Source organism: Paenibacillus sp. HJGM_3 (assembly GCF_045062745.1).
Lineage (GTDB): Bacteria > Bacillota > Bacilli > Paenibacillales > NBRC-103111 > Paenibacillus_AA.
In genome coordinates this window covers 78,757-103,316 of record NZ_JBJGED010000003.1, presented here as the reverse complement: position 1 = coordinate 103,316, position 24,560 = coordinate 78,757, and the positions used below count along the sequence as shown (strand labels likewise).

Below are 24,560 nucleotides of genomic sequence, written 5' to 3'. Positions count from 1 at the left end.
TCGTTCGCAGAGGCGCATGTTCGCGCTGATGTACGATCTGCGTGCCATCTTCCGATCGAATCGTCGGCATCGCCGGACGATGCAAAAAGCTGCCCGGACCAAACGTCCAGGCAGCCCTAAGAGTGAATGGACTGCGTTCGAATTAGTGCCCGCCGGCAAATTCGCTCTCTCCTTCGGTCCGCTCGAGCTTGTCACGGCCCATGAAGAAGGCGGCTGCGAGCCCGATGACGGCCGGAATGATAGCCCAAGCGAAGGTGAACGCGATCGAGGACGAGAGCCCCTCGGTGATTTTGTTCAGCACCTCCGGCGGAATGTTGGCCCGGCCTGCAGGCGATAACAGCTCGTGCGGATCGCTGCTGATGCCGGCTCCGCTCGGCGCCTGGCCTCCGAAGAGAGCGGCCAGCTTATTGCTGAACGAATGGCTCTGAATGATGCCGAAGACGGTAATCCCGAGCGTCATCCCCATCGAGCGCAGGAAGTTGAGCGTCGATGTCGCCGAGCCGCGCTGCCGGATGGAGAACGTCTGGATCGCGGCACTGCTGAGTACCGAGAAAGAGGCGCCGATGCCGAGACCGGTCAAGATCATATAGAGCGTCACGACGAACCGGGAAGTGCCGGTCGAGAGCGTCGTGAGCAGGATCATGCCCACGACGAGAAGCGCGAGCGTCGGAATCATAATCGACCGGTATTTGACCTTCGTCATGAGGAAACCGCCCATTGTAGCGGTCACGACGGAAGCGACCATCATCGGCAGCAGCACGAGCCCCGAATTGGTGGCCGTCCCCCCGAGCACGCCCTGGATGAAAATCGGAATGTAGACGGACGCCGTGATGAACGCGGCCCCGCTGAACATGCCGATGACATTGCTGGAGGAATACAGCCGCATTTTGAACATGGAGAAGGAAATGATCGGTTCCTCAGCCCGGGTCTCCGTGATCAGGAAGACGATGCTGAGCAAGGCGAACCCGGCGAACAACCCCAGAATGACACTGGAGTTCCATGCGTACTCCTTGCCCCCGAGCTCCAGGGCGAACATCAAGCAAACGACCGCGCCGACGAGGGTAAACGCACCAAGCCAATCGATGCGCTGCTTCGTATGGACGGGAGACTCTTTATAGAAAAACGCGATAAAAACAAACGCAATCAGTCCCAGCGGAAGGTTGATGTAGAACACCCACTCCCACCCAATGTAGTCGGTGATGTAAGCCCCGAGGAGCGGTCCGAAAATGCTGGACATGCCGAAAACTGCTCCGAACAGGCCGGTCAGCTTGCCGCGGCTCTCGATCGGTACGGCGTCGAACATAATCGTGAACGCCGTAGGCACCATTGCGCCGGCTCCGATCCCTTGGATCGCCCGGTACAGGCTGAGCTCTACGATGCTGTTCGCGGTCCCGCATAGAATCGAACCCAGCATGAAGAGCAGAATTCCGAAGACGAAAAATCGTTTGCGTCCGTACATATCGGACAATTTGCCGAAGATCGGCATTCCGGCCATCTCGGCCACCATGTAAGCCGACGTAACCCAGACGAACTTGTCCAATCCGCCGAGCTCGCCAATAATCGTTCCCATCGCCGTCGCCACGATCGTGTTGTCCATCGAGGCCATCAGAATGCCGAGCAGCAGTCCGGCCACGACGATGCCGATGTTATTTTTTTTCACAACTTGTGCCATGAGTAAACTCCTTACCTTATTTTTCTGTTCCTATACTTTATCGCATCGAGCCTCCTGAAGCAATCGGTCCGGAGACTGAGCCTCCCATACGGCTGGAGAAGGTATGCCCAGCGCCTTCGCTACGACCGCGGCCGTGTCCTTGATCGTGATCCCGCCCGGAATCTGAGCGCCCGGCTCGACGCCGGGACCGGCGCAGCCCCAGAAGATCGTGCGGTCCAGCGGATGGCTGCTGCCATGCGCGTGTGCATCCGCCCCTCCGCCGCCGTGATCGGACACCGCAATAATCAGAGTTTGTTCCCATATACCGGCCGACTCGAGGGCTTGCAACACTATGCCTGTATGGGCATCGGTCTCCTCTATCGCACGCAGCTGTGCGTCCGTATTGTAGCCGTGCCGATGGCCGGCGGCATCCGGCAGATCGAGGGCCAGGAACAGCAGCTTGAAGTCGGGATTCGCCGTGATGTAAGCGGCCGCCGCGTCTGCCAATTCCTCATCGGGCAGAGAGACTTTGTGCACCCCGATCGAGAACTCTATGAGGCCATCATTAATCGGCGGCCAGGCGCAGAACGAAGCGAGCTTGGCGTCCGGGAACGCTTCGCGCGCCACTCGGAAGATAGAAGGATACGGCGAATCTTTCGGGTATACGTCCTTCGCAGCGAGCTCGTTGGTCCGTCCGTGCTTCTCCGGGCTTACCCCGTGCAGGAGCGACCCCCAGCATGGAGCGCTGATCGTGGGAAGCTCCGTCTGCGCCTGGAAGTCGAACGCCCCTGCCGCCGCAAGCCGGTCCAAGTTCGGCGTGTGCGCCGCCTGTACGAAATTGCCGGCTCCGTCCCATCCTATTATCACTATGTGTTCAATTATCGCCATGTTCGACATCTCTCTTTCGCAGGTTAGATTAGTATGGTTATGTTGACTAAGGACTGCCCCAGAGGCCCATCAGGATGACCCCCGTCGTAATTAACGCCGACAGCATCACCCGTCGCAAGCCTTGCCGCTCCTTCAGCAGCAGGACCCCTAAGAGCGTCGCGAATACGGTCCCCATCTCGCGCATCGGGGCCAAGTGCGACAAGGGCGCCAGCTTGACCGCGAGCAAGAACAGCCAATAGGAGCCGGGCGACAGGACCGTACCAAGCGCGATCGTCATCCGGTTGATCCTCCATTCCGCCCGGATCTCTCCGGTACGCAGCGCAGCGGGGGTCAGGATGATCAAGTACGCCAGGTTGCCCAATTCAATGAGTGCTAGCGGGGAGATGTGCTGCAGCACGATTTTATCGGTCAGCACGTACCCGGTGATGCACGCTCCGACTGCGAGCGCAGGCCATAAGTTCAGCCGGGTCGCCTGGGCGGGCACGCTTCTGAAGAAACCGCTGATGGCGAACATCCCTAAGACAATACAACCAATGCCAACCCATCCGACCCAAGTGATCGTTTCCTTGTACAGGAAGACGCTGAAGATCGGGACGCACAACGCTCCCGTTCCCCTCATGATCGGGTATACCTGGGAGATGTCTCCCTTGCGGTATGCGAGGGGGAGCAGCAAGCCATAGCCCATCTGGAACAGCATGGACAACCCGATAAAGCCATAGCCGCGGAGAGAGATCGACGCTGCCGACAGTTCCATGACGAACGACGGGAGCAAGAGTACGAACGCAGCAATGTGAATCGACCACAGGAAGACGGTCTTGTTGCGGCTTCGCTTCGTGAACAAATTCCAGATGGCATGCGTCAGCCCGGAGCATAAGACTAGCAGAATGGCGGTAAGAATGGGAAGTCCTCCTTCTGAGGTAAGAAGATCTAACGTACTCCGCCTGGTTGGCGGGTGTCCCCATTATACTGCTGCTCCGTCCATGCTTCAACATAAAAACAACAAAAAGCAACTAAAAACAATCAAATAGGATATTGAATCACGCCCTTCGTGTCGGTATCGTTGTAATCTGTTCCCATTATACGCGAACATGACTGACAAATTCGGTCAGTGAAAATGAGAAGTTGGACGGGTCGTGCGGAGATGCGGCAAAGTGGGCTTGGGGGCAGGCTGGGCGGGCTGGCGTGGAGGGCGTGGCCGGTGTGGGGGGCGTGGTAGACGTGGCGGGCGTGGGAGGTGTGGGGGCGTGGCCGGTGTGGGGGGTGTGGTGGGACTGGCCGATGCGGTGGGCGTGGTAGGCTTGGGGGGTATGGCCGGTGCGGTGGGCATGGTGAGCGTGGCCGGTGCGGTAGACGTGGTGGGTGTGGAGTGGTGCTGACCGATGTCGCAGAGGTAAAATCCCCCTCCTTTTCCGGAAAATCCAGTGTAATCGCTCAACGAAGGGGAAACGCTCAGTCTGTTGAGAAACGTATTAGGTCGTTGTAAAGCTAAGTTTACAAATAAGCACGGGAACTTGACTAATATCGCGCCATTTAAACGGATTTCGCCAGTTTGTAAGGCTACCTTTTGTTAATAGTATAGTGCACTGTACTATTAACAAAAGTTTGGTTAACAATGCATCTCGATTCGGCCCAAACAGGTCTACGCTTATTTGTAAGGTTTTCCTTACAAGATGGACGGCAAGATGGCGATCCAATGATCAGGCTCAGCAGGTTGGCTGCTACTTTCTCGGGCAGTCTGATGAATTCCCCTTCAATAGTTCCCGCACTCTATAAAGCAACAACAACAAATCCCCCGAATCGCTCGGGGGATCAAGGGGGCTTCATAATTCATCCGGTGTCAAGTAAAGCTCGTACAGTTCTTCGAACGCCACGAGATGGAACTTCTGTTTCTCACGCAGCAGCCGGCTCGCCAGCAGCCTGTATATATGGGCAAACTTCCGGTTGTGGCAGGCTTCTGCTTCTTGCGTCAAAGCGAACGCCATCATGGTCAGCTCCTGGCCGTCCAATCCGAGCATGCCTTGCGTGTAGACCACCTTCTTGGCGAGCCTACGGTACATTTGGGACTCGAAGCGGCTTGCGGTTTTTATTGCCCATTGCACCAAGACGTTGACGATTAACAGTTTATCGTTGCTGGACAAGGTGATCCAAGTTTTCGTACAGCGCATGGCGAGTACACTCCTTTGTTCTCGATTTGGTTAAACACTGCTTATCGAGAGCAAGGAATGGATGGGCGGACGCAAGGGGGGCGCGTTCGACCATTTCTGGATAAAGTGGTTCCAGCTATGCCACGGCATACGGCGGCTATGCAGATCGGTCACACTTTGTTCGCACAAGACAGCCGTCGTTTGGTATCCCGACCCCGATCCTGCCGAGCTGCCTTTTTTGGCGCATGCCGCGGAGGCCTGGAGCACTGCGATCGGCGGCTCCGGGCATGGCGCCGCCGGGCTTGAAGCCGGGCCCGGCCAGGCGCTTAGCGGCGAGGGCCGGTTCGGGTCCGCATGCGATGGCGACTCAGGCTGTCGCAAACTCGCCATGGATTGCAGCGGGGGCGGCTCTGCGCCAAGCATTGTCACCTGTTGGTCGGCTGCGCGCACCGGATCGGCCATAACCGCGGGTGGAGCTGCCGCTGTCGAGGTCTGGTCCATATTCGCCGGCCTGCCACTTCCTGCAGCATACGGCGGCAGAGCGGCGGCTCGCTCAGCAGGCGGAGTTGACGGTCGCCCTGATTCGCCGCCTGGCGTAGGCTCTTCGGATGGTTCGGCGGGAGTCGACTGATCGGCTGGCGCTTCAGTCGGAGCCTCTTCACCCGCTTCTGGTTGTTCCTGCGGCGGCGGTATCAGCGTGATGGGCACAGCAGGCAGAATAGGTGAGAGCACCGGCTCGACCGCTTCGAGCACCGGGGCAATAGTCTCTAAAACCGGACCTAGTACGGGTTCAACCACGGGCTCGATCGCCTGTAGGATTGGCCCGACCACAGGCTGCACCACCCCGCCGAGCGTTTCCCCCAGCGGCTCGATCACCGGCTTCAGCGGTTCGGCCACTGCCTGCACAACAGGCTGCACCACCCCGCCAACCGCTTCGCCCAGCGGCTCTACCACCGGCTTCAGCGGTTCCGTTACCGCCTGCACCACTGGCTGCGCAACCTTGCCTACTGCTTCGCCCAGCGGCTCTACCACCGGCTTCAGCGGTTCGGCCACCGCCTGCACCACTGGCTGCGCCACCTTGCCCACTGCTTCGGCCAGCGGCTCTACCACCGGCTTCAGCGGTTCGGCCACCGCTTGCACAACAGGCTGCACCACCCCGCCAACCGCTTCACCCAGCGGCTCTACCACCGGCTTCAGCGGTTCGGCCACCGCCTGCACCACTGGCTGCGCAACCTTGCCTACTGCTTCACCAAGCGGCTCTACCACCGGCTTCAGCGGTTCCGTCACCGTTTGCACCACAGGCTGCGTTACGTTGCTTAGAACGTCCCCCAGCCCGCCCAGCAAGCCCGAGGATCGCTCCTTGCCTTGCACCGAGCCGGCCCCAACTAAGAGAAGAGCGAGTAGAACCAATACCGACAGCCAATACCGTTTCATGTATCATTCACCTCCTTTCACAGGAAGTTTCAGACGCTTGTAACCATGTAAAACTTCTCCAAACTTTGGTAATTTCCTGTCGTATCTCGACAACAATCGGTAAAAAAATCGGAATCATCCGTTCAGGTTATCCCTAGTCCATTCCGTCGCAAAGAAAAGGCCCTCCCCTGGGGACGGCCTGCCAACGTTCACATCGATCGATTGGTCCTCTTTATTTTCCTGGTCTTTTTACGAACCCCTCGACAAACTCAATAATGCGTTCCCGGTACTCCTCCCACAAGTAATCCTTGTTCGGAATAATGACCTTCGGGATTTCCCACTGTTCCACAATCGTCAACATATTCTCCTGGGTAGACGTCCAAAACTCGCCCGCCCGGATAAAATCCTCGTCCGTATACAACCCGCACCGGTCATGTGCAAACGCAGGCCCCCGAATCTCGCAAATCCAGCGCCAATGCTGCTCCACATTTTTTTGAACATAATAAATCAGAATGGGATTCAGGACCTGCAAGCTCGATTGAATCGACTCAGCTACCGACAACAAGCGTTGGCGATCCATTCCCATGTTGAACGCAAACGCCAGCGTGTCTTGAAATACATAGCTATCGACTATCGCGATTTCGTCCCGATCGACCCGATCTGCCGCAAAATCATGGAACAGCTGCTTGACCTTGGCGGCGAACCAATCCGCCTCCTCCTCGATCTTAAACGAAGTGAACTGCCGATCATAAATACGTAAAGGATGATGGTCTTCTAGCTCATGGATAAAGAGCGGCTCGGGATGCGGAGCTCCTCCAACCTGGTTTGCAGCATGGAGCCGGTCGTAGATTTGCCCGAGCCCGGAATGCCGTCGACGATAATTAGTTTCATTGGCACGCGGACCCCTCCTAGCCTCCATCCTCTCTACAAGGAATACGAGGATTTTCCCACAAGCTGACCCGCCAAACATAGTGAAAATCTGGTTATGCAAAAACTCTCCGGCCCACCAGGACGCAGCCGCCTGCGCCTATACCCGCGGCAGGAACTGTTCGTACAGCTTCCTCGCATATTGTGCGTTCGCTTCCTTCGTCCGTCCGGCGTTGTGCGGCGTATGCACCACGTTGTGGCGGCCGAGCAGCGGGTCGTCCAGCGGCAGCGGCTCAATGTCGAACACGTCGGCCGCCAGGCTCAACTCGTCCGCCAATACCCGGCGGCGCAGTTCCTCCATGTCGCAGATGCCCGCTCGCGTCGCCAGCACGACGAGCGTGCCCTTCGGCAGCGACCGGATCAGATCGGCGGTCACGAGCCCTCTCGTCTTATCCGTTAACGGCACCATCGGGACGAAAATGTCCGCATCTCGCACAAGACGGTCCAGATGCCACTCTTTGCGCGCGCCCGCCCGATGAAAGGACGGCTCCGACGCATAAGGGTCCCACGCGGCGACGTCGGCGCCCAGCATGCGGACGAAGCTCGCGTACCGGCTGGCGATGTTGCCAGCTCCGACGATACGGATGCGCTTGCCTTCGATCGTGCCGTTCGCGAATCTCGAATCGTCCCCGTATTGCTGACCCCGTACGCCCGGTTGGCCGATGCCGCCCGGCGGGTCGTAGTTCCATGGCTGCAGGCTCGTTATGATCTCATGATGCGTCTGCGGAATGCGCCGCAGCCCGCACAGCGTAAGCGCAAGAGCGAACTCGCTGACCGATTGTCCCCAGAAGCCTTCGGTCGGCTGCGAATAAACCCGGACGCCGTGCGCCTGAAGAGCTTCGGTGAGTTCCGCCCGAGGCGAGCCGCCATAGCCGGACGTCTCGAGGACGGCTTCTTCCAGCGCCGTGAACCGACGGAGACAGTCGGGTGTAACCGCCGTTTGAAGCGAGACGAGCCGGACGACGCTGTCCGGCCGATCGACGATATCGCCGAGCCGCTCCGCAGAGCCCGGCTGCAGACGAATGAACGTCACCTCCCCGTCCCGCGCCAGCAGCCGATGGAATTGGTCCGCGGCGAATGGCCAGATTCGGTCGAAATCCGGATGTACCACAACTACGCTTCTCATCTCGTTGTCCTCCTTATATATCGATTCCAGCTGGCTTCGATGGCATCGCGGTCAATCTCTCCGCAGAAGGCATATACCCGATGGCGGAACGTCTGAGATGTTCCGTTCGGGAGCGACCACGCTCCGGCGATACAGCGGCTCGGCGCGAACCCGAGCTGGTGGTCGACCCGCCATGGCACCGGATGCTCCGCATTGTCCGGATGATCCATGACCGCGAGGCCCGCATGGCCGTCGCGTCCGGCGATCGGCATGCTCGCCGCCCCCCATCGCGCCCGGCGGCCTTCGGCGTCTCCGCCATAATCGCCCTCGCTGTTCATGTAGCGGCCTCCCAGTTCATGCCGGTACGGCATACGGAGGAACAACCCTCCGTATGAGTATTGTCCGAACCGAAGATCGGTCATGGCGTCGAGCGTCCACACCAGATCCAGCTCGAACCAGTCTCCTCCGTCGATGAACGACCATTGCTGCCTTTCAGCCAGCATCGGCTTCCCACCCGGCTCGCGCCATTCCGTGGAGACGGACCAAGCCGCCTGGTTCCCTTCCGCGCTAGCGGCCTCGATCGGCTGAGGATGGAATGTGCCGTCCTTCTCCGAGTTCGTCAGTCCTTCGGTCCAGAACCCGATGCCATTCACGTCGTTCAGCCCGACATACAGCCCATGCTGCCACGGGTGATGGGACGGCGCGTCCTCCGTCAGAATCCCTAGGCCGTCGGGAGCGGCGATCGGGTGAATGTACGGACGCCGGTCCTTGTCCGCCTGCTGCACGAGGATAGCGGTGTCGCTGTCGGTCCGGTACACGGCCACCCTGCGATCTGATGCCACGATTCGCAAGCCTCCGGCCGACTGGTTATGAGTTGTCATCTCCGTGAATCCTCCCCGATTTCAATTTCCCGCTTGGCGAAAGTCCGGCAGCCGAATGGGCGCCCCGCCCTGCAGCGCAGATTCGTGGGCGCAGAGGCCGGCGCACGTCCAGTTCGCGGACGTGTAGACGTCCGGGAACGGGGAGCGGCCCTCGACGATGCTCATGACGAACTCGTGCGCCAGATGAGGATGCGATCCGCCGTGACCGCTGCCTTGCTTGAACGACAAATGCCGGTTCTCCTGCGCATCGTAGACGCCTTGGGTCGTATAGGGGCGAATCCCTTCCGGCAGCAGGTGCGCATAATCGGGAACTTGCACGCGTTTCGCCTCCTCGCCGATGAACAGGACGGGGTCCTCGTTCTCCAGCTGCTGCCATTCGAAGCTCGTCTTTTCCGCGTATACGTCGAAGCTCTCCACATACTCCCGGGAAGTCTCGAACAGGGAGCGTGTGACCTCCATGGCCAGATCGGAATCCTTCAACCGGAACAAAGCCGATTCCACCGCGAACGGCGAGCCATACTTGTCGGCCAGCCTCGCCGTGATACGACCCGAGCCTAGACAGATGGCGACCTCCGCATCTTTCCCCGCCAGGGCGAGCAGCGGACTGACCGCATGCGTCGCGTAATGCATAGGCGGCAGCCCTTCCCAATAGCCAGGCCAGCCCGCCATCTCCTGCTGATGGGCCCCCCGCAAAAACTGGATCCGGCCCAACCGGCCGCTGTCCCGCAGCTGCTTCACGTATAAAAACTCGCGGGTGTAGACAGCCGTCTCCATCATCATATACGTTTTGCCCGAAGCGCGCTGAGCTTCCACGATACGGCGGCAATCTTCGATCGATGTGGCCATCGGCACGGTACAGGCGACATGCTTGCCGGCAAGCAGCGCGGCGATCGACTGCTCGGCGTGATCCGGGATCGGGGAGTTGATGTGCACCGCGTCGATCTCGTCGTCTTGGAGAAGTTCCGCATAGCTGGAATACCGGGCCGGCACGCCGAAATGGTCCCCTATCCGACGCAGCCCTTCCTCCGAGCGCTGGCAGATCGCATACATTTCCGTATGGGGATGACGTTGGTAGATGGGAATGAATTCGGCGCCGAATCCGAGGCCGACGATCGCCATTTTGAGTTTGTCACGCATCGCAAGGCAGCTCCCTTCCTATGTTTTCCCTTCCACTATAGCCGTTGTGCGCGGGGAAATGAAGGAGCTTTTACGCAAATCTCTTGTGAAATTTCACCTTGACCGCATGAGGAAAAAGGCATATAACAGTCACTAGGAGGCATGATATCGGATGCGAAACGACGAAACGGGATTGCGTTTTTTGGAAAACAAGACTGCGGCGGGCGGCGCGTTCCGCAGCCGGCATGTAGCGCTGTTGATCGAAACGTCGAACGAGTACGCGCGGGGATTGCTGAGGGGAATCCGCTCCTACATCCGGGAGCACAAGCCATGGTCCCTCTATATGGGGGAGATGAGCCGCGACCAGGCCGATTTGTCCTGGCTGCACGGCTGGAGCGGGGACGGCATCATCGCCCGCATCGAGAACGCGGAGATCGCCGATCGGGTTCGCGAGCTCGGCTTGCCGGCCGTCGACCTCAGCGCCCGCCGGCTGTTGCCGGAGCTGCCCTGTGTCGAAACCGACGATGAGGCGATCGCCAAGCTCGCTTTCTCCCACCTGGCGGAGAAAGGGTTCACGCATTTCGCTTACTGCGGGGACGGGCGATTCGCTTGGTCGAAGCAGCGACAGGACCATTTTATCCGGATTGCCGCCGAAGCCGGGAGCACTTGCAGCGTATACGAGGACGGTGGGACGGAGACGTGGAGCGAAGAGCGGAGCCATATGGCGCAATGGGTGCAGTCGCTGCCCAAGCCTGCCGGTATAATGGCCTGCTACGATATTATGGGCCAGAAGCTGCTCGAATCCTGCCGGCTTGCCGGCGTGGCCGTACCCGACGAGGTCGGCATTGTCGGCGTCGACAACGACGACCTGCTCTGCAATTTGTCTGACCCGCCGCTGTCGAGCGTCATGCCGAATACGCACGAGACCGGCTATCGGGCTGCGTCGCTGTTGGACCGGATGATGGCCGGCGAACAATGGGAAGCGTCCACCGTGCGGGTCCCGCCGATTGACATCGTGGCCCGGCTCTCCACCGATGTCATTGCGGTGGACGACCGGCTCGTCGCCGAGGCGGTCCGCCTCATCCGCGAGCATCTGTACGAGGACATGAACGTCGATGCCCTGTTCCGCCGGTTCGAGGTCTCCCGGCGCTCGCTGGAGAGCCGCTTCGTCCGTTCGCTCGGGCGGACGCCGCATGCCGTCATCATGGAGATGAAGGTGAAGCTGATCAAGCAATTCCTGAGCGGAACCGATCTGACGCTGCCGAAGATCGCGGAACGAATCGGCTTCAAGAATGCGGAGTACATGAGCGTCCTGTTCAAACGCGAGACGGGACTCACGCCGAACGCTTACCGGGTTAGAACGAAAAGCACCGGGGGGTAGTACCCGTCGGCCTCCCCCCGGTATCGTGTCCAGCCGCAGCGCAGGATCCGCATGCCCCTTTCATCCGATTACGATTACCCCTTGATCGCGCCGATCAGTGCCCCTTTGACAAAATACTTCTGTAAGAACGGGTACACGAGCAGGATCGGCACCGTAGCCACAATGATCGTCGCGTACTTGAGCGTCACGGACAGCATCGCGATGTCCCCGGCCGTCGCCCCGCCCTGCATCGCGCTCACCTCTCCCTGGAGCAGAATCTCGCGCAATACGAGCTGAAGCGGATACATCGAGCGGTCCTGCAGGAAGATCATCGCGTGAAACCACGAATTCCAATGGCTCACGCCGTAATACAGCATCATGACCGCCACGACCGGCATGGACAGCGGCAGGATGATCCGGAACAGGATGATGAAATCATGAGCCCCGTCCATCTTGGCCGACTCCTCGAGGCTGTCCGGGATCGCTTCGAACGCGGTTTTCATCAGAATCAGATTGAACGTGTTGATCGCCTGAGGGATAATGAGCGCCCAGAGGCTGTTAGCCAGCCCTACCCCTTTGACCGTAAAGTAGAACGGAATGAGCCCGCCGTTGAAAAACATCGTGAAGACGATAAACAGCATAATCCGCTTGCGATAGCGCAAGCTCTTGCGCGACAGGGCGTACGCCCCGAACGCAGTCAGCGCGATATTGAGGACGAGCCCGACGATGACGACGAAGAACGTATTGCCGTACCCCCTCAGGATCATCGGGTTGTCGAACACGCTCTTGTACGCGCCAAGCGTGAAGCCGAGCGGCTTCAGCAGCAAGCCGTTGTGTCCCATCATGCGCTCCGCCTCGCTGACCGATGCCAGTGCGACGTACAGCACCGGGTAGATCGTGACGACCATCAGCACAATCAGGAACAGCGTATTAAACGCATCGAACCCTTTTTCCAACCATGTTGTCCGGTTCAACATAATACCCCTCCCTACCACAAGCTCGTGTCGTTCAACCGGCGGCTGAGCCAATTGGAGAACACGACCAGCACGAAGTTGATGACCGAATTGAACAGTCCGACGGCGGAGCTGAAGCTGTAGTTGAAATCTTGCAGCCCGACCCGGTATACATAGGACGAGATCACGTCCGCCGTGGAATACGTGCCCGGATTATACAGCAGGATGATTTTCTCGAACCCGACATTCATCATCCGGCCCACGTTCAAGATCAGCAGAATCACGATGGTAGGCATGAGACCCGGCAAAGTAATATGGAGCATCTGCTTCCACCGTCCGGCTCCGTCCATACGCGCCGCCTCATATTGCTCCTGATCGATCCCGCTCAGCGCCGCGAGGAAGATGATCGTCCCCCAGCCGATATGCTGCCAGATCCCGGAGGACACATAGATCGTCCGGAACCATTCCGGCTCCAGCAGCAGGGTGACGCGCTCACCGCCGAAGAAGGCGATGATGTCGTTAATGACCCCGTCGCTGACGGTGAAGTCTTTGATAATGCCGCAGATGACGACAAGCGAGATGAAATGCGGCAAATACGTCACCGTCTGCACCGTGCGCTTGAACATGGAATTCCGCACCTCATTCAGGAGCAGCGCCAGGATGATCGGAGCCGGAAAGCCGAAGAGCAGTTCATAGAGGCTGATCAGGATCGTGTTCTTGATCGTCCGCCAGAAGTAGGCGCCCGTGAAGAACGTCTCGAAATGCTCGAAGCCGGCCCAATCGCTGCCCCAGATCCCGAGGCGTGGCGAGAAGTCCTTGAACGCAATAATCGCGCCATACATGGGGACGTAATGAAAAATCACATAAAAGAGCAAGACGGGCAGCAGCATGACGTACAGCAGCTTGTTCTTGCGAATATCGGTCAGCAAGCCCCAGGCGCTCCGTTTTTTGGCGGCGAGCGGCAGGCCGGTCGTGTTCGAATTCAGCGCATTCATCGTGTCGGTCTCTCCCTCCGGTCGCTATCGTGCGCGACTTGGGCGGTGCGCCCGCCGATCCCGGCAGGCGCAATCCCCGCAAGCACGCTTCCGCTTAAACTACCTCTTGTTGTAGCGATCGAGCGCATCCTGATAAATCTTGATCACTTTGTCGATGCCCATATCCTTCATTTGCTTCACGTAATCGTCGAATTTCTCGAGCGGTTCCTTGCCCATCACGAACTTCACGAACATTTCTTCCTTATAGCTTGTGATCGCGGTCGTCAGCTTGGCCATCTCCTTGCTCTCGTCCACGGTAGGGCTGATGAAGGTCGGCATCACATGCTTGGCCGCATCCGTCTCGCCCCAAATTTTGATCGCCTCGTCCTGCTCCGGGTACGTGTTGAACGACTTGCGCTCGTCGCCCAGGAACGGCCCGTTCGGTTTCGTGTACTGCGAGACCATCTGCTGCAGGTTGTACTTCGGATCCTTCTGGATCTTGTCGGTGAACGTCGGCACGCCGTTCTTCAGCGTATAGCTGTCGCCCTCGATCCCGAAGTTGAACAGCAGGCTCCCCTTCTCGCTGTAAGCGTAGTCCAGCCACTTCACGACGAGCTCCGGATTTTTGGCCGCCGTGGTCACCGCTTTGCTCGCCGCCGGCGCATATTTGAATTCACGTTGGCCGATGAACGCCCGCTCCCCTTTCTTCAGCGTCGGGTAAGGCGCGGCTACAAGCTGGTATTTCGGATCCGCCTTCTTGCCCGTATCCATCCAGCGGCCCATGCCGCCACTCAAGAGCGCGACCGTCGCCCCGGAGGCGTTGCCGATCATCTTCGCATCGTACGCCTTGGAATCGGAGTTCAGCGCGAAGTCTTTGTCCAGCAAGCCTTCCGCATACCATTTGCGCAGCAGCCCGAGCGCGTCCTTAAACTGCGGATCGATCGGACCGTACTTCACTTTGCCGGCATCGTCGACGTAGTAGCGGTTCGCCGTCTTGTACGCCCCGATGAAGGCGTCCTGCAAATTCAGCTCGTTGTTATAAGCGGCCGTCAGCGGAGCTGTGGCTCCCTTCTTCTCCTTGAACGCCTTCAGCATGGTCTCCCACTCTTCGATCGTCGTCGGGACGGACAGCTTCAGCTCATCCAGCCAATCTTTCCGGATCATCGGGCCGCGGTAGACCAGGCCATTGTCGGGACGGATCATCGGGAACACGTAGATTTTGCCGCTGTCGGTCTTGAGCATCTTCTCCAGCTCTTTGTCCTTCGCCATCAGCTTCTTCAGATTCGGAGCGTGCTTGTCGATCAGATCGTTCAGCGGCAGGATCACCTTGTCGGCGATCGCCTTCTCCGGCCCGCCCGGATAGCCCGTGTTCCAATCATACTCGATCGTATCCGGCAGGTTGTTCGAGGCGATAAGCAGGTTGAACTGCTCCTTGGATTGCCCGTCGGCCGGATGGGTGTACTTCACCTTGACGCCGGTGTCCTTCTCCAGCTGCTTGCCGAACGGCGAGTCCGCCAGATTCGGGAAGAACGTGATGGCGTTCACATTGATCTGTTCCCAGGACGTAATCGTCTCGGTCGTGCTGATCGGATACTTGCCCGCCTCCGGTGCGGCGCTAGCCGCGGCTGACGGCTTCGCCCCGTCTTTGGACGCCGAGCCCCCGTCGTCTTTGGAACACGCCGCTACTAATGCGGATGCCAGCGCGACGCTGACGGCAATGCTAAGTGTACGTTTGTTGAACTTCGGTTGGCCCATACCCATCCCCCTGCTCATTCCCTAGTGAAGTGTGCATGTCGCTGCACCTGACGCCATTATGCGGGCTCCCCGTCTCTGCGGCCATCGTCAATACCTCAACTACATCGTTAAAACCTGTACTGGTCAATCTTCAATATATGGAGTCCGTCTGCAAAAAGTAAAAAACGCGCCTGCCAAGAGCAGAAAAGCCGCGATATGCGGCTTCAGACTGCTTCGGACTGCGCGATCTCCCTCGCCCGTCGTCCGGCGCGGCCGAGATAGCACGAAAATCGCGCTATCTCCCGTCCCAACCGCCCAGCCGCGGCCCCGGCTCATCCTGGGCCCGCCACCCCTCTATATTTGCCGGGTGTTATGCCCTCGAATTTCTTGAAAATGCGGTTGAACGTGTTAATATCGCCATACCCGACCTGACGCGCAATCTCCGCGACCGGCAGCGCTTGCTGTGCCAGCAGCGCTTTGGCAGCTTCGAGCCGAGTGCGGTTAATATAGTCGAGCAGCGCCTCCCCGGTCTGCGTCTTGAATTGCTTGGAGAGGTAAGAGGGCGTCAGGCCGAACGCCTCTCCGATGCTCGAGATGTTCAGATTCTCGTCGCTGTAGTGCCGCTGCACATGCTCCATGACCTGGCGGCCGATCGGGTTCGCTTCGGTCTTGCGGTCCTCCTCGATCGTTCGGCACACCCGTTCCAGCACATCGCGGAGCTCCGCCTCCATCTCCTTGATCGTCTCGCAGGCGATCAGGCGGTTCAGCGGATCCACATGCTCCATCACCCGCCGCTTGGGCTCCGCCCCGAGCTCGTCCATCGTCTTGAGCAGCGTGCCGATCAGGTCGAACATGAGGCACTTGGCGTGCGCCACCGAGAAGGGGGTCTCGCCTCCATTCATCGAGAGGATCTCCTCGATGACCGCCTTCGACCGTTCATAATCGCCGGTCTTCACGAAATTGATGAGCTGCTGCTCCACATGCAGCGGATAATAATAGCCTCCCGTACCACTCGCGGCCGGCTTGGGCAGGTCGTCGTAGCCGATGACCTCGCCGCTGCCCATGACGAGGCGGTATTCCATGGCCTCGAGCGTCTCCACGTAAGCGCGGGGCAGGTTGTATAAGTCCTGGTGAATCCCGCTGATCGCCACGGTGAGGGGGACATGGAATTGCTCCAGCAGAAACCGCTTCGTCTGTTCGGCCAGCCGTCTCAACGCCTCCGGATCGCCTTCCCCGCGAAAGTTCACGATGCAGGCCGCCCACTCGTCCATCTCCGTCGCGAAAGCCAGATGGTGCTGAGCCGCGAGTTCTTCCACTACGTTCATCACGATGAACTGGAGCAGCTTGACCTTCTGCGGCTCCGAGTAATCCGAGGCGTCCAGCTTCCCGTAATGCTCGATATGGAACAGCAGCACGGCATAATGGTCCGATTCCGGCCGGATATCGTGAGCCGCAAGCGATTCGTGCACCGGTACGTTCCGGTCGAGTCTTCCGTTCAGCAGGCCCCGGAGGAAGTGCGACCGGATCGCGTTATGATGCTGCTTCAGCCGCTGATCGACCTTCTCCTTCTCCGTCAGCGTATTGTTCAGCGCGTCCTGCAAGTAATGGTATTCGTTCGACCCGCCGGAGAACGACAGGCCGGACTTGGTCGCGAAGCTCCCGATGAGCAGGCTGATCGGGACGTAATTTTTCCTCAGAAACCAAAAAGTCACAACCCCGCCGATGAGGATACAAAGCCCGACGCTCCCGTAGATAAGCTTCTTCATATATTCCATCTTCTGATCGAATACCGCGGCCGGGACGAGCGACACGTACTTCCACCCGTTGCTCGCCGAGGTCGTATAAGAGACGGCTACCTTGCGCCCTCCGGTTTCGTCGTAGAGGAAGCCCTTCTCCTCCGTGAGCCTATCGTACGGCACCGGATAAGCGTCGCTTCCCGCATCGGTCGTGGCGACCAACCGGTTCATCTTATCGACGACCGCTACGGCGGAGCCATTGGAAGAGGTCGTATTCTCCAACAGCTTGGAATCCTTGATCACGAACAGAATCACGGCACCCGGCTGATCGGGGTTGTCGAGCAGGACCGATTTGGCGTACATCACGGCCTTTTCCGTCTGATTCCCGTCCTTCATCCGCACCGGTGCGTATTCTTGCATGTACCGCTTGTCGAAGAACGCTTTCCATTCCTCGTAGGACATGTCTTCTCGCTGGCGCAACATCTCATATAGCCCGCGGCTGTCGATATGGTCCCGGGTCGACAGCACGGTGTCGCTGTTTTTGTAGTAAAGATAAATTTGCTCGATATACTCGTTCGCCATTTTGTAGACGCGAAGTGTGTTGGCGATGCTGTAAAGCTCGTAGTAATCGTTGTCCGTGAGCGGCTTCGTCGCATTGATGAAGGCGGCCACTTGCTTGTTCAGCGCGATCTCCACGCTTAGCCGCTCGATCCCCCGCAGGTTAGAGTCGATCGCCTGCTCCGTTTGCTGCAGGAGCGATTCATTGGCTCGCGTTACTTCGGACTCGACCACATGCCATGTTGCGGCATACACCGCCCCGCTGATCATCATCGGGACGAGCAGCACGGAGATGTAGGAAATCAACCATGTGACGATGACGCTTCTTTTGCCAAGTCGGACCGGAATTCGACTCCTCATTCCTGCTGCCCCTCGCTGTCTGTAATGGCTTTCATTTACCCACATTATACTGAAATTCCAACCAGGGAGATACTTAGAAATTGTCGATTCGTGCAGCCCTTCCGGTCTTGTCCGGACTTGTGGTACACTTAGGCCGGAAAGGGGCGACGTTCCGTTGAGCAAGAGCGAGCACGAGGTAATCCGCAGCTATTACAAGCGACTGCAGATGGAGCTGATCGTCGCCCGATTCATCGAGCGCGTACCGCTCGATTGGGGCCGTCCTATGCAGGCGGACGATCATAACCGGCTGTATCTGATCCTGGGCGGCGAGGGACGCATCCAGGTCGGCTGGCACCAATTCCAGCCGGTGAGCGGCCAGCTCGTGTTCCTTCCGGCGGGTACTCCACTGACCTACAGCACAGTGAATGCGAACACATACCGCAAGTATTGGTGCCACTTCACGGCCAAGGTCGGCGGCTCTCATTTGTCTCAATTGATCGACTTTCCCTACGTCGTGCAGGTGGCGGACATGTCCCACGTCGAGGGCTTGTTCGATCGCCTGATCGAGGCCAGTGAGACGAGCGGCGATATGACTTCCCCTCTGCGGGCGAACGTCCTGCTGTTCGAGCTGCTCACTTACTACATGGAGCATACGCCTCCCGGCTCGATCCGGCTGTCTTCTTCACCCGATACGTACCGGTCGAATCAGATCCTGCAATATATCGAGGAGCATCTCTCGGGTCCCCTGACGTCCAAGCAGTTGGCCGAGGCGTTTCATTACAACCCGAATTATTTTAGCCGCTACTTCCGCTCCTTGTTCCGCCAATCGCCGAACGAATACATCAACCGGGTCCGCATGGAGCGGGCGAAGTGGCTTCTCACCCATTCCACATCAACGATCGAGGAGATTGCCGGGCAAGTCGGCTTGGAGCGGTTTTACTTTTCCAACCTGTTCAAGCGGTTCACTTCGCTCTCCCCGAGCGAGTATCGGAATACGCACCAGACCGGAAGTCCCTGAAGAGTCCGTCTGAAAGTTTGATTCGAACCATTTTTCCCGCTTTTCCCACATTGAGTTGTTTATGCTATAAAGCTTATAATAGGACGAGATCAATAGCAGAAGGATTAGGTGTCCCCAAAATGAGCATTCTTAACGTAGAGAAATTAAGCCACGGCTTCGGCGACCGCGCGATCTTCAACGACGTGTCGTTCCGCCTCCTGAAGGGCGAGCATATCGGACTCATCGGAGCCAATGGCGAAGGCAAGTCCACATTCATGAACATCATTACCGGCAAGCTGCAGCCCGATGCGGGCAAGGTCGTCTGGTCCAAGCGCATGCGCGTGGGCTACCTCGATCAGCACGCCGTTCTGAGCAAGGGCATGACGATCCGCGACGTCCTGAAGGGCGCCTTCCAATACTTGTTCGACATGGAGCAAGAGATGAACGATGCGTATGCCAAAATGGGCGACGTCTCTCCCGAGGAGCTCGAGCAGCTGCTGGAGGACGTTGGGACGATTCAGGATACGCTTACGAACCAAGACTTTTATATGATCGACGCCAAAATCGAAGAAACCGCCCGCGGGCTCGGCCTGACCGATATCGGCCTGGACAAGGACGTCAACGACCTGAGCGGCGGCCAGCGGACCAAGGTGCTGCTCGCCAAGCTGCTGCTCGAGAAGCCGGACATCCTGCTCCTGGACGAGCCGACGAACTATCTCGACGAGCAGCATATCGAGTGGCTGAAGCGGTACCTGAACGAATATGAGAATGCCTTCATCCTCATCTCGCACGACATTCCGTTCCTGAATAGCGTCATCAACTTGATCTATCATATGGAGAATCAAGAGCTGAACCGCTATGTCGGCGACTACGACCACTTCCAGTCCGTGTACGAGATGAAGAAGCAGCAGCTGGAGTCCGCGTTCAAGCGCCAGCAGCAGGAGATTGCGGATCTGAAGGACTTCGTCGCCCGGAACAAGGCGAGCGTCGCGACGCGGAACATGGCGATGTCCCGCCAGAAGAAGCTCGACAAGATGGACGTCATCGAGCTGGCGAAGGAGAAGCCGAAGCCGCAGTTCAACTTCAAGGAAGCGCGGGCGTCCGGCAAGCTCATCTTCGAGACGAAGGAGCTCGTGATCGGATACGACGCTCCCCTGTCGCGGCCGCTCAATCTCCGCATGGAGCGCGGGCAGAAGATCGCTCTCGTCGGTGCGAACGGCATCGGGAAGACGACGCTCCTGCGCAGCCTCCTGGGCGAGATCCCCGCGATCTCCGGGGACGTGGAGCGGGGCGAGTTCCTGTACATCGGCTACTTCGAGCAGGAGGTCAAGGACGCCAATTACAACACGTGTATCGAGGAAGTGTGGAATGAGTTCCCCTCGTTCAACCAATTCGAGGTGCGCGCGGCGCTCGCCAAGTGTGGGCTGACGACCAAGCACATCGAGAGCAAGATCGCCGTGCTGAGCGGCGGCGAGAAGGCGAAGGTGCGGCTGTGCAAGCTGATCAACCGCGAGACGAACTTGCTCGTGCTCGACGAGCCGACGAACCATTTGGACGTCGATGCGAAGGAAGAGCTGAAGCGGGCGCTGAAGGCGTACAAGGGCAGCGTGCTGCTCATCTCCCACGAACCGGAATTTTACCGCGAAGTTGTGACCGAGACTTGGAATTGCGAGTCGTGGACGACGAAGGTGTTTTAGTTGGTTTAGGTGGTTAATAAGGCGAACTCCCCTGCCCCGGCGACGGGTTAGGGGAGTTTTTTTGTGTTTGATTACATGAATCAGTCTATCATACCAAGCAATTGCAGCGTTCTAACGAACACAACCGCCGCTTGCGCGCGTGTCGATTCATCCTTCGGACTAAACGTATCCACACTTGTACCTGTCATGATTCGAAGTTTCACCATCAGGCGAATGTCCTCCAGAACATCTGCATTCACATTTCCGATATCTTTGTATCCATCCAGACGGGTATATTCCTTGGTCATCGGCAGCTTTTCCAATTGGACGACGGCCGCGAGCATACTCGCCATTTCCTCGCGGGTCAGCGGTTTAGTGGGACTGAATCTACTGCCCTTCACAAAATCGAGCAGGCCCAACTCCTTCGCTTTGGCTACTGTGTCCCCGTACCATTCGCTGTGCTTGACATCGTCATAAGGCGCCGCGCTGCCGGCGGATGTGCCGAGCCCCAGCGCTCGAACGAGCATGGCCGTAAATTCCGCTCTGGTAACAGCTGTGTCCGGATCGAAGCGGCCACCGCCCGTTCCCTCCACAAGCCCTTTCGCCGAGGCCAGCTCGACAAAAGACCGGCTCCAATGCTTTTGCACATCGGTAAAGCTTACCGCATTCTCCGCTATGGCGTATACGCTGTTGGTATAGGAGCTAATCATGACGTACCACACGCCATCGATCTGTTTCGTTGTGGCCGGGACGAACTCAAACGTCTTCGTCGTTTCGTTATAACGGAATGCGCCCCATTGCGCAGGCATGGCAGTCTCATTTTTCGGCATCGGAATCACTCTTGTCAACGCCTTGCTGAACCTTTCCGCAGCTCCGACGATTTGCCCCGACTTGGTGTGGATCACATCGATATGAAAATCGACGATCGCCCCCATCACTTTTCCGCCCGGCAACCCGTTCGCGAATGCCGTCTGAACGGCCTTATCGCCGGACTTGTCGGTCAGGGTGATCTTGAAGCTGATGTCCTTGGCCTGGAGGTTGTTGGCCGCAAGCAAGTCTTGCAACCCGGGAATTAGCGACGCCAGATTAACGGGAACTTGATAGCTGCCGTAAGGGGCTTTAATCTCCAAAAAGAAGGAGGCGTTCTTGTCCTCAAAGCCGGTTAATATGCTCGCCGGGATGCTGACGTACGCTGCGCCGTCCTTGGGCGTAACCTCCAGTGTGTAGGACGGCTTTGTCATGTCGATCGTACTCGGGTCAAGCGTCACGCCGTTCACGTCGATGACCGGCACCGCTTCGGTCGTCGGGCTGCTGTCTAACGGCAGATCGGGTGCGGGTGTCGCTATAGTTATGATTTCAATTTCCTTTATCGCTTCATTGCCTGCCCCATCCTTGGCATAGACGGTGTATGTCCCGTTCATGGTAACCGTGAATTGCAGGGCGGCCATAATATTTGTACCGGATTCTCCGGTAAAATCGGCAGCGCTATGACTTCCCGCCATCCAGCGCAGCTTCGCGAGCGTGTTGCCCACCGTTTCGCCGTAGACGGCGGCCGTCACACGGACCGTTTTCTCCCGACTCAGTCCGTCCGGCACGGCTTGCAGGGCAAGGTCGGGCGCAATCGCGACGATGCGGATGCCGCTCGTATCCGGCACTTCGTACAGCCGCGAAGCGTTTGAGCCGGAGGAGACGCGCGTGATGCTGGCGCCGCCCGGGAGCGCCAACTGCCCAGCGACTGCAATCCCGTCCTCATCCGCCATCCCCGCCGGCACCACGTACGCGAAGGTAAGGGAGGTTAGGGGAATGCCGCGCTCGCCCGTATACGTTGCATATACCGACCGGGTCACGCTGCCGGTACCGATCGTAAGCGGAACGGCAGGCGTGCCGCTCACGGTTACTTCGTCGTCAAAGATAAGCGTAAAGACCAGCGTCTCGTTCATACCGTATAAATCGTCCATGGGCACTATCAGTCCGGGCCCAACGAGGATGGTGTAGGTCTGCTTAGCGCTTCTGCCGCTGCCTGTATCGGTGGCCGTCACCTCGAACGAATAAGAACCGGCCTTCTCCGCGATGCCGCTGAGAGTTCGACCGCTCAAGGTCAGTCCGTTCGGCAGTTGCCCGTCCGTGATCGCATATGTATAGCTTCCCGTTCCGTTTCCCGCCTCCGGAATATCCGCGTTATACGTCTCGCCGTAATTGCCATGCGGCAGGTCGGTCCCGGACAGCGTCAGCTCGTTGGCTGTCCATTTGGCATAAAACGCAGTAGCCGTCCGCACTACTGCGGGAAACGAGGCTTGGATCGAGTAACCCGGATCGGAGTACCAGCCTGCGAACGTGTAGCCGACTCGCAGTGGCTGGGGGGAAGGCGCAGCGACGCTTGCGCCATAGACCTCATTCGTCACGGATGGCAGCCCCATCGTTCCGCCATTCAAACTCCAGCTTACTTGATAATGATTCGAGAGCGTAACGACCGCAACCGCACCCGTATTCGTAACCACAAGCAGAGCGGGGTCCAAGGCCACCGGCCTGTAGCCGTTCGGAGCCGTCAGCGCAAGATCTTCCAACCCATAGTTGCCGGCAGGTACATACAGGTACAGCTTTCCGGCATGATCTGTCGAGACTGCGCTACCCTTATACGAAAGCGTCATGTTCGGCAGTATCGTAGTATCGTCTGCAACGACCGTCAATGCCATCAGGTAAACGGGGACGCCGGCACTATTTTTAAAGGCGCTTGTATCGCCATTTGCTCGAACCGCACCGCCATCAATGGTTATTGTTGCACCGCCGGCTCCCCCTCTTCCTGCGCCGATGCCGGCCCCGCCATCAGTACCTGTCGCCGTAACGGTGCCGCCCGAAATCTTTGTTGTACCGCCTGCTCCATTCTGTCCCCCACCGATGCCGGCTCCGTAGGACCCGCCAGTGGCCGTGACGATGCCGCCCGTTATCGTCGTTTCGCCGCCATCACCTTCGTTCCCCCCGCCGATGCCGGCTCCCACAAAGTCGCCAGTGGCCGTGACGGTGCCGCCCGAAATCTTCGTTATACCGCCTGCTCCTCCGGTTCCCCCGCCGATGCCAGATGCATTTGCACCTCCTTTGGCCGTGACGATGCCGCCTGTTATCGTCGTTTCGCCGCCGTCACCTCCGGATCCTCCGCCTATGCCGGCTCCGTGCCACGCAGCTCCGCTTTTCGCCGTGACGGTGCCGCCCGTTATCGTCGTTACGCCGCCGTCACCGCCTCCGGGTCCTCCGCCTATACCGGCTCCATTATAAGGACTATAAGCCGTGACAGTTCCACCCATTATCGTCGTTACGCCGCCAGTGCCTCCGGCTCCTCCGCCGATGCCGGCTCCTCCGCCTCCGTTATAACCGGCATTGGCCGTGACGTGACCGCCCAATATCGTCACTGTACCGCCGTTTTCTGAAAACCCTCCGCCGATGCCGGCTGAACCAGTGGCCGTTAGCGAGTCAGCGTCCGTACCGGTAATGGTAAGCGATTTGCCTGCTGGCACCCGGACGCCTGGAAAGTCGTAGGCCTCGATGGAATTACGGCCTGCCAATTTGAGCGTGACTTCTGCTCCGGCTACATCCAATCCTGCCACACCAGCAGAAGATCTAACGTTGATTCCGCTAATGGTCAGTTCCAAGGCGGTCGAATTGTTGGCCGACACACTCGCAGTCAGTGCCGTAGCCGGGTCGCTTTGGGTCAGGGTGACCATGGTTACATTTGCAGCAATAGTAATGGTTCCATTTCCTATCAACTTGTACGCGCCATTTTCGCCGATCGTGTAGACGCCGCTAATTTCCGTAACGGGTTCTTCGGCAGCAGCGGCCACTGGCAAGCCGAACACCGTTCCCGCCAACAATAGAAATGCCAGCAACAGCTTGCGCGCGGATCGAGCTGATAAATTGCTCATCTTTCCTTACCTCCGATTCATATACATAACCTAATGTATTTATTTAAATCCGATATTTCCCATTCGTCAAGTGAACAATTCGCGGGATGATAGAATAGGCCCGTGTCACTCCCATCCTCGGCAGCTCAAAAATTTTTTACCGCCCCCATAACCTAAGCTAGTCCCAGGTGTTAATAGTAATGTAATGCCATTAA

General features: G+C 58.3%; 17 protein-coding genes. 3 read left to right on the top strand and 14 right to left on the bottom strand.

Annotation, left to right across the window (positions count from 1 at the left end; all coding sequences use genetic code 11):
- Positions 1 to 142: 142 nt before the first annotated feature.
- The 9 genes from ACI5FR_RS04610 to ACI5FR_RS04570 form a co-directional block, all read right to left on the bottom strand.
- Complete coding sequence (locus tag ACI5FR_RS04610; RefSeq protein ID WP_405450921.1) at positions 143 to 1,672, bottom strand: MDR family MFS transporter; 1,530 nt, start codon at positions 1,670 to 1,672, stop codon at positions 143 to 145.
- A gap of 30 nt (positions 1,673 to 1,702) precedes the next feature.
- Complete coding sequence (locus tag ACI5FR_RS04605; RefSeq protein ID WP_405450918.1) at positions 1,703 to 2,539, bottom strand: alkaline phosphatase family protein; 837 nt, start codon at positions 2,537 to 2,539, stop codon at positions 1,703 to 1,705.
- A gap of 46 nt (positions 2,540 to 2,585) precedes the next feature.
- On the bottom strand, positions 2,586 to 3,422 hold the full coding sequence (locus tag ACI5FR_RS04600) for a DMT family transporter (RefSeq protein WP_405451483.1): 837 nt from the start codon (positions 3,420 to 3,422) through the stop codon (positions 2,586 to 2,588).
- A 937-nt stretch (positions 3,423 to 4,359) separates the two neighbouring features.
- Positions 4,360 to 4,704: a hypothetical protein gene (locus ACI5FR_RS04595; RefSeq protein WP_405450915.1), complete on the bottom strand. Its 345-nt coding sequence runs from the start codon at positions 4,702 to 4,704 to the stop codon at positions 4,360 to 4,362.
- A 30-nt stretch (positions 4,705 to 4,734) separates the two neighbouring features.
- On the bottom strand, positions 4,735 to 6,117 hold the full coding sequence (locus tag ACI5FR_RS04590; protein ID WP_405450913.1) for a hypothetical protein: 1,383 nt from the start codon (positions 6,115 to 6,117) through the stop codon (positions 4,735 to 4,737).
- A 211-nt stretch (positions 6,118 to 6,328) separates the two neighbouring features.
- Positions 6,329 to 7,087, bottom strand: a complete 759-nt coding sequence (locus tag ACI5FR_RS04585; protein WP_405450911.1) for a P-loop NTPase family protein — start codon at positions 7,085 to 7,087, stop codon at positions 6,329 to 6,331.
- 36 nt (positions 7,088 to 7,123) lie between these two features.
- Positions 7,124 to 8,149 carry an NAD(P)-dependent oxidoreductase gene (locus ACI5FR_RS04580; RefSeq protein ID WP_405450908.1) on the bottom strand — a complete coding sequence of 342 codons (1,026 nt, stop codon included), beginning with the start codon at positions 8,147 to 8,149 and terminating at the stop codon, positions 7,124 to 7,126.
- The gene (locus ACI5FR_RS04575) at positions 8,146 to 9,009 is read right to left on the bottom strand and encodes a DUF6807 domain-containing protein (protein ID WP_405450906.1); all 864 of its coding nucleotides are present in this window, start codon (positions 9,007 to 9,009) and stop codon (positions 8,146 to 8,148) included. The genes ACI5FR_RS04580 and ACI5FR_RS04575 overlap by 4 nt, the downstream gene beginning before the upstream one ends.
- Positions 9,010 to 9,030: 21 nt before the next feature.
- The gene (locus ACI5FR_RS04570; protein WP_405450905.1) at positions 9,031 to 10,146 is read right to left on the bottom strand and encodes a Gfo/Idh/MocA family protein; all 1,116 of its coding nucleotides are present in this window, start codon (positions 10,144 to 10,146) and stop codon (positions 9,031 to 9,033) included.
- Between the two features lie 151 nt (positions 10,147 to 10,297).
- Here ACI5FR_RS04570 and ACI5FR_RS04565 point away from each other — a divergent pair, with 151 nt between their 5' ends.
- Entirely contained in the window at positions 10,298 to 11,506 is a 1,209-nt protein-coding gene (locus ACI5FR_RS04565) for an AraC family transcriptional regulator (RefSeq protein ID WP_405450902.1), read from the top strand.
- A 74-nt stretch (positions 11,507 to 11,580) separates the two neighbouring features.
- Here the strand turns inward: ACI5FR_RS04565 and ACI5FR_RS04560 are convergent, their stop codons facing one another.
- The 4 genes from ACI5FR_RS04560 to ACI5FR_RS04545 all read right to left on the bottom strand — a co-directional run bounded on the left by ACI5FR_RS04560 (position 11,581) and on the right by ACI5FR_RS04545 (position 17,800).
- Positions 11,581 to 12,462, bottom strand: a complete 882-nt coding sequence (locus ACI5FR_RS04560) for a carbohydrate ABC transporter permease (RefSeq protein WP_405450899.1) — start codon at positions 12,460 to 12,462, stop codon at positions 11,581 to 11,583.
- A gap of 11 nt (positions 12,463 to 12,473) precedes the next feature.
- Positions 12,474 to 13,433, bottom strand: a complete 960-nt coding sequence (locus ACI5FR_RS04555) for an ABC transporter permease (RefSeq protein WP_405450896.1) — start codon at positions 13,431 to 13,433, stop codon at positions 12,474 to 12,476.
- A gap of 99 nt (positions 13,434 to 13,532) precedes the next feature.
- Entirely contained in the window at positions 13,533 to 15,167 is a 1,635-nt protein-coding gene (locus tag ACI5FR_RS04550) for a type 2 periplasmic-binding domain-containing protein (protein ID WP_405450893.1), read from the bottom strand.
- Positions 15,168 to 15,478: 311 nt separating this feature from the next.
- Positions 15,479 to 17,800 (bottom strand): helix-turn-helix domain-containing protein, encoded by a 2,322-nt coding sequence (locus ACI5FR_RS04545; RefSeq protein ID WP_405450891.1) that lies wholly within the window; start codon positions 17,798 to 17,800, stop codon positions 15,479 to 15,481.
- 154 nt (positions 17,801 to 17,954) lie between these two features.
- Here ACI5FR_RS04545 and ACI5FR_RS04540 point away from each other — a divergent pair, with 154 nt between their 5' ends.
- Positions 17,955 to 18,797, top strand: a complete 843-nt coding sequence (locus ACI5FR_RS04540; RefSeq protein WP_405450888.1) for a helix-turn-helix domain-containing protein — start codon at positions 17,955 to 17,957, stop codon at positions 18,795 to 18,797.
- A gap of 119 nt (positions 18,798 to 18,916) precedes the next feature.
- On the top strand, positions 18,917 to 20,473 hold the full coding sequence (locus tag ACI5FR_RS04535) for an ABC-F family ATP-binding cassette domain-containing protein (RefSeq protein ID WP_405450885.1): 1,557 nt from the start codon (positions 18,917 to 18,919) through the stop codon (positions 20,471 to 20,473).
- 80 nt (positions 20,474 to 20,553) lie between these two features.
- On the opposite strand, the gene ACI5FR_RS04530 is transcribed toward ACI5FR_RS04535, so the two are convergent.
- Positions 20,554 to 24,366, bottom strand: coding sequence for an S-layer homology domain-containing protein (locus ACI5FR_RS04530; protein WP_405450883.1), 3,813 nt, complete (start codon positions 24,364 to 24,366; stop codon positions 20,554 to 20,556).
- Positions 24,367 to 24,560: the final 194 nt, after the last annotated feature.

What these genes read in the sequence shown, in the direction of transcription:
- ACI5FR_RS04610 (WP_405450921.1), bottom strand. Translation starts at nt 1,672, where the DNA reads ATGGCACAAGTTGTGAAAAAAAATAACATCGGCATCGTCGTGGCCGGA.
- ACI5FR_RS04605 (WP_405450918.1), bottom strand. Translation starts at nt 2,539, where the DNA reads ATGGCGATAATTGAACACATAGTGATAATAGGATGGGACGGAGCCGGC.
- ACI5FR_RS04595 (WP_405450915.1), bottom strand. Translation starts at nt 4,704, where the DNA reads ATGCGCTGTACGAAAACTTGGATCACCTTGTCCAGCAACGATAAACTG.
- ACI5FR_RS04590 (WP_405450913.1), bottom strand. Translation starts at nt 6,117, where the DNA reads ATGAAACGGTATTGGCTGTCGGTATTGGTTCTACTCGCTCTTCTCTTA.
- ACI5FR_RS04580 (WP_405450908.1), bottom strand. Translation starts at nt 8,149, where the DNA reads ATGAGAAGCGTAGTTGTGGTACATCCGGATTTCGACCGAATCTGGCCA.
- ACI5FR_RS04575 (WP_405450906.1), bottom strand. Translation starts at nt 9,009, where the DNA reads ATGACAACTCATAACCAGTCGGCCGGAGGCTTGCGAATCGTGGCATCA.
- ACI5FR_RS04570 (WP_405450905.1), bottom strand. Translation starts at nt 10,146, where the DNA reads ATGCGTGACAAACTCAAAATGGCGATCGTCGGCCTCGGATTCGGCGCC.
- ACI5FR_RS04565 (WP_405450902.1), top strand. Translation starts at nt 10,298, where the DNA reads ATGCGAAACGACGAAACGGGATTGCGTTTTTTGGAAAACAAGACTGCG.
- ACI5FR_RS04560 (WP_405450899.1), bottom strand. Translation starts at nt 12,462, where the DNA reads ATGTTGAACCGGACAACATGGTTGGAAAAAGGGTTCGATGCGTTTAAT.
- ACI5FR_RS04555 (WP_405450896.1), bottom strand. Translation starts at nt 13,433, where the DNA reads ATGAATGCGCTGAATTCGAACACGACCGGCCTGCCGCTCGCCGCCAAA.
- ACI5FR_RS04550 (WP_405450893.1), bottom strand. Translation starts at nt 15,167, where the DNA reads ATGGGCCAACCGAAGTTCAACAAACGTACACTTAGCATTGCCGTCAGC.
- ACI5FR_RS04545 (WP_405450891.1), bottom strand. Translation starts at nt 17,800, where the DNA reads ATGAGGAGTCGAATTCCGGTCCGACTTGGCAAAAGAAGCGTCATCGTC.
- ACI5FR_RS04535 (WP_405450885.1), top strand. Translation starts at nt 18,917, where the DNA reads ATGAGCATTCTTAACGTAGAGAAATTAAGCCACGGCTTCGGCGACCGC.
- ACI5FR_RS04530 (WP_405450883.1), bottom strand. Translation starts at nt 24,366, where the DNA reads ATGAGCAATTTATCAGCTCGATCCGCGCGCAAGCTGTTGCTGGCATTT.